Here is a 14,012-nt window from a genome sequence, read left to right as displayed (position 1 = left end):
AGCAATGAGCACACCGATCTGGATAACACTGCTGAATATCTTCGGGGTATTAATTGCCACGGTAATACTCGCGGCAGTTTTAACCTGGGGTGAACGGCGTCTACTCGGTTTTTGGCAGGACAGACCCGGGCCTAATCGCGTAGGCCCTTTCGGTACCCTTCAGGTACTTGCCGACATGATTAAACTTTTCTTTAAAGAAGACTTCATCCCCCGCTTTGCAGATATTCCGGTCTTTGTACTGGCGCCAACAGTTGTGATGGCCACCATGCTGATTGCTTTCGCCGTAGTGCCAATGTCCCCAGGTATTGGCGTGGTGGACCTTAATATTGGCTTACTATTTGTACTGGCGATGAGCTCTATTGCGGTGTACAGCATTATCCTTGGGGGATATGCCTCCAATAATAAATATGCCCTTCTCGGGGGGTTACGTGCCGCAGCACAGACCGTTTCCTATGAAGTCTTTATGGGTTTGAGCCTGATGGGTGTGGTTATGATGTCCGGCAGCTTTAACCTGCGGGATATTGTCAACGCTCAAGCTGAACGCTGGTTTATCATGCCCCAATTTGTCGGCTTTATTGTGTTCTTCATTGCCGGTATTGCAGAGAGCCGGAGAACCCCGTTCGATCTACCCGAAGCGGAACACGAGCTCACTGCCGGCTTTCATACCGAGTACTCCGGTATGAAATTTGGTATGTTCTTTGTAGGCGAATACCTGGCCGTAATTCTTATCTCAGCTTTAATTACGACTCTTTTTCTAGGTGGTTGGCATGGGCCATGGCTACCACCCATTATCTGGTTTTGTCTGAAGACCGCAATCCTGGTGGCAATTTTTATTTTGCTTCGAGCCTCTTTGCCACGCCCACGTTATGACCAGCTGATGAAGTTTGGCTGGAAAGTAATGTTGCCATTGGCATTAATTAATTTACTTGTCACTGCGGGGGTATTGTTATGGACTGCCTAGCCCAAAGCTTCTTTGCTGAAATACTGGCTGGAGAAAATACATGATCGCGAGTCAACTCCGCAGTATGTGGCTGGTTTTCAAACACCTGTTTCGGCGTAATGTCACCGTACAATACCCCGATCAAAAACCGTATCTGGCTCCACGATATCGAGGCCGTATCATTCTCACTCGTGACCCCAATGGCGATGAGCGCTGTGTGGCTTGTAATCTCTGTGCCGTAGCCTGCCCCCCTGATTGCATATCTTTACAGAAAACCGAAGACCCAGATGGACGCTGGAGGCCGGAGTATTTTCGTATCAATTTCTCACGCTGCATTATGTGTGGCCTCTGTGAAGATGCTTGTCCCACCTATGCCATACAGCTGACCCCTGACTTTGAGATGTGCGAATACGATCGACAAAATATGGTTTATGAGAAGGAAGACCTTCTGATCAACGGCCCGGGAAAGTATCACGATTACAGTTTTTATCAGGTGGCCGGCAAGGCCATCACTGGGAAAGATAAAGGTGAAGCTGAAAATGAAGCTGCACCGATCAATATTAAGAGTCTAAATCTGTAAGGAAACAGTCATATAGCTGGCCTTCTTGCAGAGAAAGTGGCCTTACAAATGAAAACATAAAAATAATTTGAGAGGGAGAGCTTGAATGAATTTTGTTTTCTACCTTACTGCAGCGATCGCTATCATTTCTACCATCATGGTAATTTTTCATAAAAATGCCGTGCATGCCCTGCTCTACCTGGTTACTTCCCTTTTAGCCGTGGCGGTAATTTTTTACCAGTTCGGTGCGCCTCTTGCAGCTGCGCTGGAAGTAATCATTTATGCCGGCGCCATAATGGTACTGATTATTTTTGTAATTATGATGCTCAACCAAGGGGACTCTACGGTTGTGCAGGAACAAGCCTGGCTCCAACCCACCACCTGGGTTGGTCCTGCCATACTATCTGCTCTCCTGCTGGTTCAATTGATTCTATTGGTCAGTAGTGGCCAGATATCATCTACACAGACCTTTCACTATATCGGCCCTAAACAGGTGGGAATTGCCCTTTTCAGCCACTATGTATTAGCGGTAGAGCTGGCGTCAATGTTGTTACTCGCTGGTTTGGTCGGTGCTTTTCATTTAGCACGACGCAGGAAAATTGACCAGGGAGATTCAAACAATGCCATTTGAAACTGCACCGGGGCTAGAGGCCGGTGTGCTTTTAGCATCGATCCTTTTCTGCCTGGGCCTTGCTGGATTAATGATGCGGCGTAATATCATTTTTATGTTGATGTGTGTCGAAATATGCACTAATGCCGCAGCTTTGATGTTCGTTGTTGCCGGTGCTCACTGGGGAAATGCCGATGGCCAGGTAATGTTTGTTTTTGTGGTTACTCTTGCTGCGGCCGAGGTAGCGATTGCTCTTGCGCTGGTTCTCCAGTTTTACCACCGCAAACACACAGTTGATATAGACCAATTAAATGAACTAAGAGGTTAATATGCAGGGACTTTTGGCCTGGGTGCCACTTCTACCGCTTATTGGCTTCCTGTTGTTGGTGGCTATCCCATTATTTTATTCAAAAGAACCCTCAGAAAAATTTGTCACTGCTATCGGGGTTGGCAGTGTCGGAATCTCCGCACTACTCACTGCTATTGTCGCGACGACTGTCTTTTGGCAGAACCCTGGGGAAGTCGTGAATATCGCCCTTTGGCAGTGGATGCTGGTAGATAACTTGGAGCTGGGTTTCAATTTTCATGTAGACTGGCTTACGCTGGTTATGCTGATGATTATTACTGGTGTCGGATTTTTGATACACCTCTACTCAGCAGGGTATATGCGTGAAGATCCAGATTTTCGCCGCTACTTTGCCTACCTGAACCTCTTTGTATGCGCCATGCTGATTCTGGTAATGGCTGACAATCTGGTTTTACTCTATTTGGGCTGGGAGGGAGTCGGTCTATGCAGCTATCTGTTAATTGGATTCTGGTACAAAAATCCAGCCAACGGCGCAGCTGCGCAAAAGGCATTTATCGTCACTCGCATTGGCGATACCGCCATGGCCATTGGACTGTTTCTGCTTTTCTTTGAGTTTTCCACTCTCAATATCCCGCAACTCATTTCCGCTGCAGATAGCTCCGGGGCAAATTCACAAATAATCACAGTTGCCACGCTGTTGCTATTGGGTGGTGCAGTTGGTAAATCAGCCCAGCTACCACTGCAGACTTGGCTACCTGATGCCATGGCTGGCCCAACACCAGTCAGTGCCTTAATACATGCGGCCACAATGGTGACGGCTGGAGTCTACCTTATTGCCCGTATGCATCCGCTCTACATGCTCTCAGAGACTGCAATGACGGCTGTTGCCGTGGTGGGCGCGCTAACTCTGCTACTGGCCGGCTTCAGTGCTATTGCACAAAGCGATATTAAGCGTGTACTCGCCTATTCCACAATCAGCCAGATTGGATATATGTTCCTTGCACTCGGCGTAGGTGCCTGGTCTGGAGCCATCTTTCACCTGATGACCCACGCCTTCTTCAAGGCACTACTATTTCTCTCTGCAGGCTCTGTGATTCTAAGCCTGCATCATGAGCAGAATATTTTTACCATGGGTGGGCTCTACCGAAGAATTCCATTTACATTTATTTGTTTCGCCATTGGATGCGCTTGCCTGGCGGCACTGCCATTTACTTCTGGGTTTTATAGTAAAGACCAGATTCTTTTACGTGCATGGGAGTTCCATGACGGTTTTAACAGTCTGTGGTTAGCCGGCATTTTAGGTGCCCTGGTCACTGGAATTTATAGTTTCCGGGTTCTCTTCCTTGTATTCGCAGGGAGTGAAGGTTCATCCTCATCCCACTGCAAAGATGCCAATAACACAGTAATGCGTGTGCCCTTGGCAATACTCGCCACGCTCGCGCTTTTTGGTGGGATGTTGGCGCCACCACTTCAGTCAGTATTTGGAACACAAACATGGGAGCATCCAGCTGCCTGGGTAGAGGGGGTTGCCATTGCTATGCCACTCATCGGGCTTGTGATAGCTTGGGGACTCTCTCGGCAGCAGCAAAAGACTGGCGAAAAACGCTCTCCGATTATGCAATTCTGGTTTAGCGGCTGGGGTTTTGACTGGCTTTACGAAAACCTTTTGGCCAAGCCATTTAGAAACCTGGCACGTCTAAATCACAAGGACATAATCGATAGCATATATAAAGGCACCGCCGCGTTCAGCCAACAACTGAATAGCCTGCTCAGCTCTTCCCAAAATGGCCAGATACGCTGGTATCTGGCAACTTTCGCAGCTGGTTCCATTCTGTTCCTCGCTCTCTTGGTGGCCCTATGACATTACTGGCAATCATAATTATTCTATTTGCGGGAGGTATCATTGCCTGGCTCTCTGAGCGCTATCTTCAAAAGGGTGGGCGCTGGATTAGCTTGGTCAGCCTCTTATTGGCAGCGCTACTTCTTGTTAATTATTGGTCTTATCTGGGTACTCCACAATCAGTGTCAGGTGGACCATGGTGGGACAGCTTACAAGCAGCCTGGATTCCCAGGTTTGGTATTAGTTTTCATCTCGCAGTTGATGGCCTGAGTTTCCTGATGCTTACCCTGACGATAGCGATGGGTATCTTTGGACTGGTCATGACCTGGAACGATATTAATTTTCGTCGTGGATTTTTTTATTTTAATTTTCTTTGGACACTTGCTGGAGTTGTAGGAGTTTTTACGGCTATTGATCTTTTTTTATTCTTTTTCTTTTGGGAAGTCATGCTGATTCCCATGCTTTTTTTAATTGCTGTATGGGGTTATGAAAAGCGAATCTATGCCGCCATTAAGTTTTTTATTTTTACCCAAGCTAGTAGCTTGTTGATGCTTATCGCTATAGTTGGATTGGCTTATATCCACTATAGGAACTCCGGCCAGCTTACCTTCAACTACAACGAGTTGCTCGGCGCAGAACTTACAGCCAATGCCGCCTACTGGCTGATGCTCGGGTTCTTTATCGCCTTTATTGTGAAATTACCGGCATTACCATTTCATACCTGGTTGCCAGATGCCCATACCCAAGCTCCAACCGCTGGTAGTATCCTACTGGCAGCTATTCTCTTAAAAACCGGGGCTTATGGCTTGTTGCGCTTCAACTTACCATTGTTTCCCGAGAGTTCTATGGCATTCGCCCCGGTAGCTATGACTATTGGAGCAATCAGTGTTATCTACGGCGCCATGTTGGCATTCGCACAAAGAGATATGAAGAGGCTGGTTGCTTACTCGAGTGTCAGCCATATGGGATTTGTACTGCTCGGTCTCTATGCACTGGATACCATCGCGGTGCAAGGTGCCGTGATGCAGATGATTGCACATGGCTTGAGCACCGCAGCTCTTTTTGCACTTGTTGGTGCATTGCAGCATCGACTGCATACACGGGATATGCAACAGCTGGGCGGAGTCTGGGCCATCCTGCCGAAATTGTCAGCAGTAGCACTATTCTTCGCAATCGCTTCTCTCGGACTTCCGGGGCTGGGGAACTTCGTTGCTGAATTTACTGTACTGGTGGGCAGTTTCCGTAGTAACCATTGGATCACCGCACTCGCCGCTATCGGCCTGATTGGGGCTGCACTTTACGCATTGTTGATGATGCAGAGGGTTTTCTTCGGGAAACTGAGAAATCAGTTTGAATCACCTTCAGAGAGTGGAGATACAGCTGACCTCAGCCTTCGGGAATCCTGTGCCCTGCTGTCTCTCGCACTACTTTTAGTTGTGATAGGGCTGCGCCCACAGCCAATTTTTAATATTTCTGAACCCACTGTTACCCAGGCAATAGCCGAGATTAAAGCAGTGGCTCCAGATCAAAACCTCCTGTCCTCCCAATCGCAGCGCCAGGAAATCCTAATTTCAACAGGGGATAAGTCTCCATGAATGCACAGGAACTTTTTGGAATACTACCTCTATTGTTAGTAAGTGCAGGAATTGTCATTCTCTTGCTGCAGGTATCATTCTGGCGAGGGCATGTCGGAGCACTAGCGACCACTATTATCACTTTGGTGCTCGCCGGCATTTCATGCTTCTGGGTAGCTGGCACCTTGTCCACTGGGGCCAGCTCTATCCAAGTAACTGGACTGTTACTGGTAGACCACACCTCACTATTCTTCGCCCTTTTGTTACTCCTGACAGCAATTGCTGTATGTATCATGGGATACAGTTACTTACGCATGAGATGCAACCCAAAAGTAAATTCCGGCAGTTATCCGGAGGAGTTTTATATCCTCCTGTTACTGGCGATGCTAGGGGCCACCACCCTGGTTTTCGCAAGCCATTTTGCTACTTTCTTCCTCGGACTCGAGCTGATCAGCCTGGCTTTATATCCTATGCTTGGATTTGCCGTAAATGGTGACCTCTCCCCACAAAAAGAGCAGCTGCAATCTCTAGAGTCAGCAATTAAGTACTTGCTCCTATCCGCTTTATCCACAGCTTTGGGGCTATTTGGTATCGCCCTGATCTACAGTGCCAGCGGCTCCTTAAGCTTTAGTGGAATAGCATCCCACATGACGGAGCTTTCACAAACCTCCACTTTGTTTGCAACCGGAGTTACTCTCCTACTAATTTCAGTAGCCTTTAAATTATCCTTGGTGCCTTTTCATATTTGGACTCCAGACGTTTACCAGGGTGCTCCGACACCAACTACAGCGCTTATCGCCACTGTGGGTAAAGGTGCCGTTATCGGCTTCCTATTGCGCTTTTTTAGTACTTTGGATCTTTATGAAAGCCAGGTACTTATTGATATGCTGTCTATTGCGGCTGTGGCCAGTATGCTGGTGGGGAATCTCCTGGCCCTAATGCAAACTAATATCAAGCGGCTATTAGCCTACTCTTCCATAGGCCATATTGGCTACCTGATAGTCGCATTTATTATCGGCAAAAGCACTTTTGGCACCGAAGCTGTTATCTATTACCTTGTAGCTTACATCATTACCACCTTAGGTGCCTTCGCTGTGGTAGGTCTAATTGCAGATTCAGTTGAAGAGAAAGTTCTCAACGGTGAATACCCTGAAAATCCCACTCTAAATTCAGAAAATCCATATCAGTGCGATTTTTATCGGGGGCTCTTATGGCGCTCCCCCTGGCTCGCCGGCTGCATGGCGGCAATGCTTTTATCCCTTGCCGGTATCCCATTAACTATTGGCTTTATTGGCAAGTTTTATATTTTCACCGCTGGTATAGAGGGGCAATTGTGGATACTTCTAGCAAGTGTAGTTATTGGTAGTGCACTGGGGCTATTTTACTACTTGCGCCTTCTACTAATCATGGTACAAAGAGATAATATAGTTACCGAAGAACCCAGTGGAAGCGTGCAAATCGCCACCTCCGGGAATTTACTATTAATTATTCTGACTGGGGCTTTACTTGTATTTGGTATATTTCCCCAACTCTTGATCAACTGGATAAATGCACTATAACGATACTTAAGGGTATGGCCGTACAAGCGCACGACCTGTTTTTTCCGCCCAATAAAAAGCCAACAGGTACCAAAGGGCAAAATTATGAAAACTTTCAAACAGGCATTTGAAATTATCGAAGACGCTGAGAAATTTCACCTGGACATGGCGAGCCTCTATGAGGATCTGCTTGAGAAATCAGACGACTACCGAACCCAACTATTATTGAAACACATGCTCGAGCATGAGCAACGGATGGCCAGAAACCTTGCCAACTATGGCGAAGTCGCGCAACAAAAAGTGATGAAAACGTGGCTGCAATACACCCACGAGGAGAGTGCAAAGGACTTTATTCGCCACCTACCGTTAAGTAATCCACCAACAATCAAAGAAATTAACAATATGGGCCGTGAGGTGGACCGTTACTTCTCCAGCTTGTACGAGGCGGTTTATGGAGCTATAGAGTCAATGGAGGTAAAGGAAATATTCGAAGACCTCAAACAGATCCAGGATAAAGAGCGTATCACCCTTTCAATGGCCACTAACTCCCTTTGGGATATGTAAGTGCTAATTTTTACAGTGGACTTTTTATTTAATAAGAATCCGATTATTAGACTCAACCGATTAATCGGCTGAGTCTAATATTTATACGGGCTTAACTACACCACTGCTGACTTTAAAAATCATACTGTGCACGTAAATAATAAAGTGCACCATTGAAGCCCATAGGCGCAGTTTCTGGGTATTCAGCGCCAGCAACACCAGACCAGGGATTTTTATCGGGATAATTGTTGAACAGATTCTCAGCCCCCGCAATCAGGGACAGAGACTCACTAAACTCATAAGCACCCTCAATATCTACTGTCCACTCATCACCAGCATCAATAGGCAAGCTGTAGTCATCCAGATGCGCTTCCCAGTAGCTGCCATAGTAGTTCAGTCGGACTAGACCGCGCCAGCCATCACCTACATGATTAATCGTGGCATTACCACGAACATTTGGTAGTCCATCTTCCAGTTGCCTGAGACGCATATCACTAATCGTCTCTTCCCTATAATCTGTTACTTCAGTATCAGTCCAGTTTGCAGCAAAGCTCAGGTCTGTGGCCTCACCCAGAGGGTAAGTCGCAACCAGGTCAATGCCACGGGTCTTGGTATCAAAGTCATTGGTATAAAAGCGGAAGAAGTCCAAAGAATCAGCGCCGCTAATGCCATCTGCCACTAGCTGAGCACGCTCATCATCACTCAACTTCTGGTCAGCTGACTGCGTAATACGGTCGCTTACGGCAATCTGGAAATAATCCAGGGTAACTTCCCAGTCCCCAGCTGAAACAATAGCGCCAAGAGTAAAGCTCTCGGACTCTTCCGGTTGTAATTGCTTACCGCCTTTCAATTCAGCAATGGGATTAGTGGGTGGGATAGTGCCTTTATTTTGAAGTTGCCCTTCAGTAAAGGCTGTAGTTACGTTACTGATATTTGATTGGGCTGGCGTAGGCGCTCGGAAACCCGTACTGATTGTAGAGCGCAACGCCAATATCTCATTAACTTCATAGTGCCCAGACAACTTGAAGTTAGAAGTGTCACCAAAATCAGAGAAGTCCTCCCAGCGCAGCGCCGCGCCAAGACGTAAGCTATCTGTCGCCTCCAGTTCAAAATCGGTGTAAAGCGCGATATTGTCGCGATCAAAAGTACCCACTACTTCCGGTCCAAAACCTGGGAATCCATTTGATCCAATCGAAAATTCCTGTTCGGTTAAGGGGCCTTTGTACCAGGAGGCTTCATCTCCCAAATTAACTTCAAATTCTTCTTCTCGCCACTCAAAACCGCCAGCCATATACAATGTCTTGCCAGCAATCTCTGTAGCTTTAGTGAGATCGATATTAAAGTTTGTCTCAGTTTGTGCATAACCGCCAGGGCTGAACTTAGTTGGGGTGTCCGGCCCCATGGTGGCATTTACAGTATTGTAGATATTGAAATCTACTTTGTTATGCCCTCTGCTGGCGCTAACGTCATAACCAATACCACTGGCAAATTCACCCCGCAGGCCGAAGACCATAGAATAATCTTCTAAATCACCACCAAAACGAGGCGTAAAACCGCCGGGAAGTATTTCCGTAAAAGAGAAACATTCATCTAAATCATGGGCTTCGGATACCGAAACGCTCTCACAACTATCGGTACCATTCGTTGGATCGAGATCACCGATCAGTGGATTTCCCTCATCATCCGCGTAAACACCTGACCGAGTTTCCGGGTTACGAAAATAAAATCCACCGTCTGTGGAGCGACTGGCATAATTGCCAAAAGCATATACCTCCGCCTTATCACTCAGTTCAATAGCACTGTTGATAAAGAACTTGGTGTCATCATTAACTTCTGGTTGCCCCCAAATTTGTGCAGGGTCAGCAACGAAAGTATTGCCATCGGCGATCAGCTGAGCAGCATCATCCCGCTGAGTGCTTCGGCTAGTAGAGTCCTGCTCACGATACTCCATACTGAAATTCACAAAGCCCGAATCAGTCAATGGCAGGCCAAAGTTGGCGGCAACCATACTCTGATCACCATCACCCTCAGCAGTAGTCGCATGCTTGACTTCCACCGAGCCACCCTCAGCAGCATCCTTCAGCTGGAAGTTAATCACACCGGCAATGGCATCAGACCCGTACTGTGCAGCTGCACCGTCACGTAAGACTTCCACCTGCTTCAGGGCAATTGCGGGAATGGCTGAAATATCAGGCCCCTGGGCGCCATCAGATACACCACTGCCGAGGAAAGCAATCACAGAAGCTCGGTGACGGCGCTTGCCGTTTACCAGAACCAGGGTGCTATCCGGTGGTAGTCCGCGCAGGTTGGCAGGGCGCACAATCGATGCAGCATCAGAGATTGGCTTAGCATTCACATTGTAGGAAGGCACGACGTTGCGCAACAGGTTATTGAGATCGCCATCTCCCTGATTCACAAATTCATCGCCAGTGACAACATCAATCGGTGCAGATGAGTCTGTAGCCGAGCGGCCTTCAACTCGAGTACCTATTGTGATTACTTCCTCTATAAGTGCATCTTCAGCGATAACGGGGCTGGACACTGCAGCTACTGCCATCGCCAGCAGCGATGGAGCGCCACAAGATGCCAACCAACGCCTCTTGTTTACTTTCATGAAATTACCCTGTTAATTATCTGTTTTATCTTCCTAGCCAAACTACCCAACCTACCTGACACTCAAAATATATTGATAGCGAGAAATCACTATTAGAAAAAAATACATTTAAAGCTGGCCACCACTACAACGGACAACATACTGCAGGAGTTCGTATACCGACCGAAGATTATCATCATTAATGATCACTGCAAAAAGCGTGACACAAATAGAAAGTGCCAGTAAAAATGAGAAATTAAAATACCTAAATAACAGATATTGACAATTTAAATCATGCCTTATCTGATTAAATCGACATTTATGTCATTCGTAACAACCGACATATATCTGGATCAATTTAAATTTTATTTAAATCGGTTATGGAACAAAAAAGAATGAACCTCTATTCGGAATCGCGAAATCAACAAGACCAGAATAATTTGATTCGATAATCAAACAAGCCATCCTAAAGAGAGTGAAGTTCTGAAAAGAAATTACATTAGTGGGCAATAGTTAAGAATCACCCAGCACTAAATTGAGTAATTCTCAACGTTGCAATCGGCTTTTTAGTTATGAAAGAGCAAACTCAACTGCCTTAGCCGCATGAATTTGAGTAGTATCAAGGAGAGTAACCTCGATATCATCCTGAGTGACCAACAAGCCTATTTCAGTACACCCAAGAATCACAGCCTCAGCCCCCTTATCTGACAAAGATTGAATAATTCTCAGATACTCTTTTCTGGAATCTTCACGCAAGTCTCCCTTGCAAAGCTCATCGAAGATAATCGAATGTACCTTTTTTCGATCACTGCTTTCAGGAACAATAACTGCTACCCCATATTTTCTCTGGATTCTCTCTCGATAAAAATCCTGCTCCATTGTGAATGCAGTACCCAGCAATCCAACTTTTTTCATTCCCTTCTGGACAAGAACCTCGGCCGTGGCATCGGCAATATGTAACAACGGAATGTTAATCGATAGCTCTACCTGGCTGGCCACTTTATGCATGGTGTTGGTACATATCAATACACAGTCTGCGCCCGCCGCCTGGATCCTCTGAGCAGATCTGGCCAGTAACTGCCCTGATTCCTCCCACTCTCCAGCAACTTGCAATTTTTCAATTGCCGCAAAATCCACACTGTATAGAATAATCTCAGCCGAGTGCAGTCCTCCAAGCTGACGATTAACCCCTTGATTAATCAATTGATAATAAGTCTGGGTACTCTCCCAACTCATACCACCGAGTAATCCCAACTTTTTCAAATTCCTATTCCTTATACTTTTATAAGATTGATTTTTTTAACACGGCTGAGACTCACCCACAAGACACTCTATCGTTCATACTTAAAGAGAAATCTATTTGGAATACTTGGATGGATCAAATGCCATACATGAAGCGATCAGATTTCTTTTACTGAAATTATATCCGGACAACAAACCCATTAAATTCTCGCGCCCCAGAAGCTTTTTGGTAATCTGTTTGAGTGGCAGCCCTTGTCGACCGAGTTCTTGTGCTGCGCTGGACAGTTCCAACAAATAGTCATATTTATCCTGCAGACGCTTTTTTCCATTCTCAACCATTCCCCGATGCGGACAGAGCATCAGTTCGAAATCATACTCAAGCACCCTGCGGATACTTTGCATCAGGGTCGGGATACTTTCATCTTTGCGCAACAGCTTTAGATGGCAGGCAACATAGAGGTCCGCAGTAAAAATCCAGCCGCGATCCTGCATCAGATAACAAGTCATATCCTTCGCATGCCCTGGAGCTGGTATGGGAATTACTTTCTCACCAGCTATGCGCAGATCCTTCGGTAATTCTGCAGCTTCAGCCAATCCCGCAGCCCCCCATATCAGACGCTGTATTGGCGGTATGCGAAAACCCCTCTTTAGGATTTCGACAGTTGCTTTGGGAGCCCGAGGCTGAATACCCGTAAGTTTATAAATGGAGCCGGCATTACCACTGTGGTCCTCATGGTGGTGAGTTAACAACAGTTGTTTGAAAGGCTTATTCTTAACAAACCACTTCACGTATTTCCACTGATTACTGGGACCAGCATCAACAATGGTGTCCTTCAATCGATATACGATAAACGTCGTATTGATTCCAAAGTCAAACCTGCCAACCCTTTGTGCATCCAGGTCCTTATAGTCAAAAGAATCAATAACCGACACACAACCCTCCGGCACTGGAAAGTAGGCATTGAAATCTCACCTCAGGAAAGGCATATCGTGCCATCCTGCTGATTATCCTGTTTGGAGTGCAGTAAATCGGTAAATCAGCAAATTTTCTTCAGGCGACATTCCGGCTCTCGCTCTAAAGAAAAACCGAATCCAGCCAGAATGAGCCTGCTATTCAGTCAACTCCAAGCGCAGCTTCAGTCCCAGCTTGGTAGTAGTGCCGCTGGTTACCCAGGCTATCTTTCCATCACTCCCTACAATAACCATAGTCGGTGTAACCCTGACCCCCCAAAGGGCACTGGTAACTCCTCCGGGGTCATTGATCGTGGGGAATTTTAAGTTGTAGCGCTGCATATACTCTTCCACCACCTCCTCTGACCCAGACTGCATAGCGATACCAATAACCTGGTGCTCACGGGCCAACTCAGAAATTTTTGGAGAAACTATACGACAGTAGGGGCACCAGGTTGCCCAAAAATAGATAAGTACCGGTCCCTGGGTTGTCATCTGCTGAAGGTCGAGGAGATTGCCGTGAAGTGACTCCCCCTTAAGGGGAGGTGCCTGCTCTTTTGGTACATCTCGCTGCTGATAGTAAGCAACTGCTGTTGTCACCAGAATCGCAAGCAAGGCGAAGACTGCAAATTTTCCCGCCAGCCGAACCCAGTGATCCCGCACCTCTACCACCTCTTCTCTAATACTTTACACTGCAACCATAGGCCCTGGATGATGACCGTGGAACGACTTTTCCTTTGAGGGATGCATCCAGGGCAGCAGAGACATAATTGTGGGAATTGGCGATAACTGAGGGATTTGCTGAGTCATTGTCATCAATTGCCCCTGCATATACCACTTCCCCTTCAGGATTAATAATAAACATATGTGGTGTTGTCTTGGCACCGAAGGCACGCCCCATTTCACCACTGGTATCCAATAAAAAAGGTCTACTGGCACTTAAATTATGGGTTTTGGCCACACTAAGTGCCTCTGTCGGCTCCAGGTATCCCTGCTTGCCTTCGGCGGAAGAAATAACTGTTAACCATCTAACATCCTGCTCAGTATATTTTTTCTGCAGGAATTGCATATTACCACTGCCATAATGTTTCTTTACATAGGGACAATCTTTGTTAAACCATTCAATTACAAGCCATTGACCCGCATAATCTGCCAATGAATGCTTATCCCCCTGAGCATCAGCAACTAAGAAATCTGGCGCCTTTTCGCCCGGTACGGCAGTTGCCGCCACACTGGATGAGAGCAATAAAAAAAACCATAAGCAGCCTATCGAGAAGAGGCTGCTATTTATAATCTTCATACCCATGACCAGTTG

The 14,012-nt window shown here is 46.6% G+C and carries 13 protein-coding genes; 8 read left to right on the top strand and 5 right to left on the bottom strand.

Annotation, left to right across the window (positions count from 1 at the left end):
* The first annotated feature begins 4 nt into the window (after positions 1–4).
* The 8 genes from nuoH (at position 5) to G367_RS0105920 (ending at position 7,932) form a co-directional block, all read left to right on the top strand.
* Complete coding sequence (nuoH, locus tag G367_RS0105955) at positions 5–961, top strand: NADH-quinone oxidoreductase subunit NuoH (protein WP_020412199.1); 957 nt, start codon at positions 5–7, stop codon at positions 959–961.
* Between the two features lie 40 nt (positions 962–1,001).
* Positions 1,002–1,520, top strand: coding sequence for an NADH-quinone oxidoreductase subunit NuoI (nuoI, locus tag G367_RS0105950; RefSeq protein ID WP_020412198.1), 519 nt, complete (start codon positions 1,002–1,004; stop codon positions 1,518–1,520).
* Positions 1,521–1,605: 85 nt separating this feature from the next.
* Positions 1,606–2,130 (top strand): NADH-quinone oxidoreductase subunit J, encoded by a 525-nt coding sequence (gene nuoJ / locus G367_RS0105945; RefSeq protein ID WP_020412197.1) that lies wholly within the window; start codon positions 1,606–1,608, stop codon positions 2,128–2,130.
* Positions 2,120–2,437 (top strand): NADH-quinone oxidoreductase subunit NuoK, encoded by a 318-nt coding sequence (nuoK, locus tag G367_RS0105940; protein WP_020412196.1) that lies wholly within the window; start codon positions 2,120–2,122, stop codon positions 2,435–2,437. The genes nuoJ and nuoK overlap by 11 nt, the downstream gene beginning before the upstream one ends.
* A gap of 1 nt (position 2,438) precedes the next feature.
* Positions 2,439–4,277: an NADH-quinone oxidoreductase subunit L gene (gene nuoL / locus G367_RS0105935; protein ID WP_020412195.1), complete on the top strand. Its 1,839-nt coding sequence runs from the start codon at positions 2,439–2,441 to the stop codon at positions 4,275–4,277.
* The gene (nuoM, locus tag G367_RS0105930) at positions 4,274–5,851 is read left to right on the top strand and encodes an NADH-quinone oxidoreductase subunit M (RefSeq protein WP_020412194.1); all 1,578 of its coding nucleotides are present in this window, start codon (positions 4,274–4,276) and stop codon (positions 5,849–5,851) included. Before nuoL ends, nuoM begins: the two co-directional genes overlap by 4 nt.
* Positions 5,848–7,389: an NADH-quinone oxidoreductase subunit N gene (locus tag G367_RS0105925; RefSeq protein ID WP_020412193.1), complete on the top strand. Its 1,542-nt coding sequence runs from the start codon at positions 5,848–5,850 to the stop codon at positions 7,387–7,389. Before nuoM ends, G367_RS0105925 begins: the two co-directional genes overlap by 4 nt.
* An 84-nt stretch (positions 7,390–7,473) precedes the next feature.
* A complete protein-coding gene (locus G367_RS0105920; protein ID WP_020412192.1) occupies positions 7,474–7,932 on the top strand; it encodes a hypothetical protein in 459 nt (152 codons plus the stop codon).
* Between the two features lie 112 nt (positions 7,933–8,044).
* On the opposite strand, the gene G367_RS0105915 is transcribed toward G367_RS0105920, so the two are convergent.
* The 5 genes from G367_RS0105915 to G367_RS0105895 form a co-directional block, all read right to left on the bottom strand.
* On the bottom strand, positions 8,045–10,525 hold the full coding sequence (locus G367_RS0105915) for a TonB-dependent receptor plug domain-containing protein (protein WP_020412191.1): 2,481 nt from the start codon (positions 10,523–10,525) through the stop codon (positions 8,045–8,047).
* 549 nt (positions 10,526–11,074) lie between these two features.
* Positions 11,075–11,767 (bottom strand): aspartate/glutamate racemase family protein, encoded by a 693-nt coding sequence (locus tag G367_RS0105910; RefSeq protein WP_020412190.1) that lies wholly within the window; start codon positions 11,765–11,767, stop codon positions 11,075–11,077.
* A 93-nt stretch (positions 11,768–11,860) separates the two neighbouring features.
* A complete protein-coding gene (locus tag G367_RS0105905; protein ID WP_020412189.1) occupies positions 11,861–12,679 on the bottom strand; it encodes an MBL fold metallo-hydrolase in 819 nt (272 codons plus the stop codon).
* A gap of 177 nt (positions 12,680–12,856) precedes the next feature.
* Positions 12,857–13,360: a protein disulfide oxidoreductase gene (locus G367_RS0105900; RefSeq protein ID WP_245556662.1), complete on the bottom strand. Its 504-nt coding sequence runs from the start codon at positions 13,358–13,360 to the stop codon at positions 12,857–12,859.
* Between the two features lie 16 nt (positions 13,361–13,376).
* Complete coding sequence (locus tag G367_RS0105895; RefSeq protein ID WP_026304951.1) at positions 13,377–13,997, bottom strand: thioredoxin family protein; 621 nt, start codon at positions 13,995–13,997, stop codon at positions 13,377–13,379.
* Between the last annotated feature and the right edge of the window lie 15 nt (positions 13,998–14,012).

The organism is Microbulbifer variabilis ATCC 700307, assembly GCF_000380565.1.
GTDB classification, from domain to species: Bacteria; Pseudomonadota; Gammaproteobacteria; order Pseudomonadales; family Cellvibrionaceae; genus Microbulbifer; species Microbulbifer variabilis.
The sequence above is the reverse complement of the archived record's forward strand: the minus strand, read 5'-3'. Positions and strand labels throughout refer to the sequence as shown.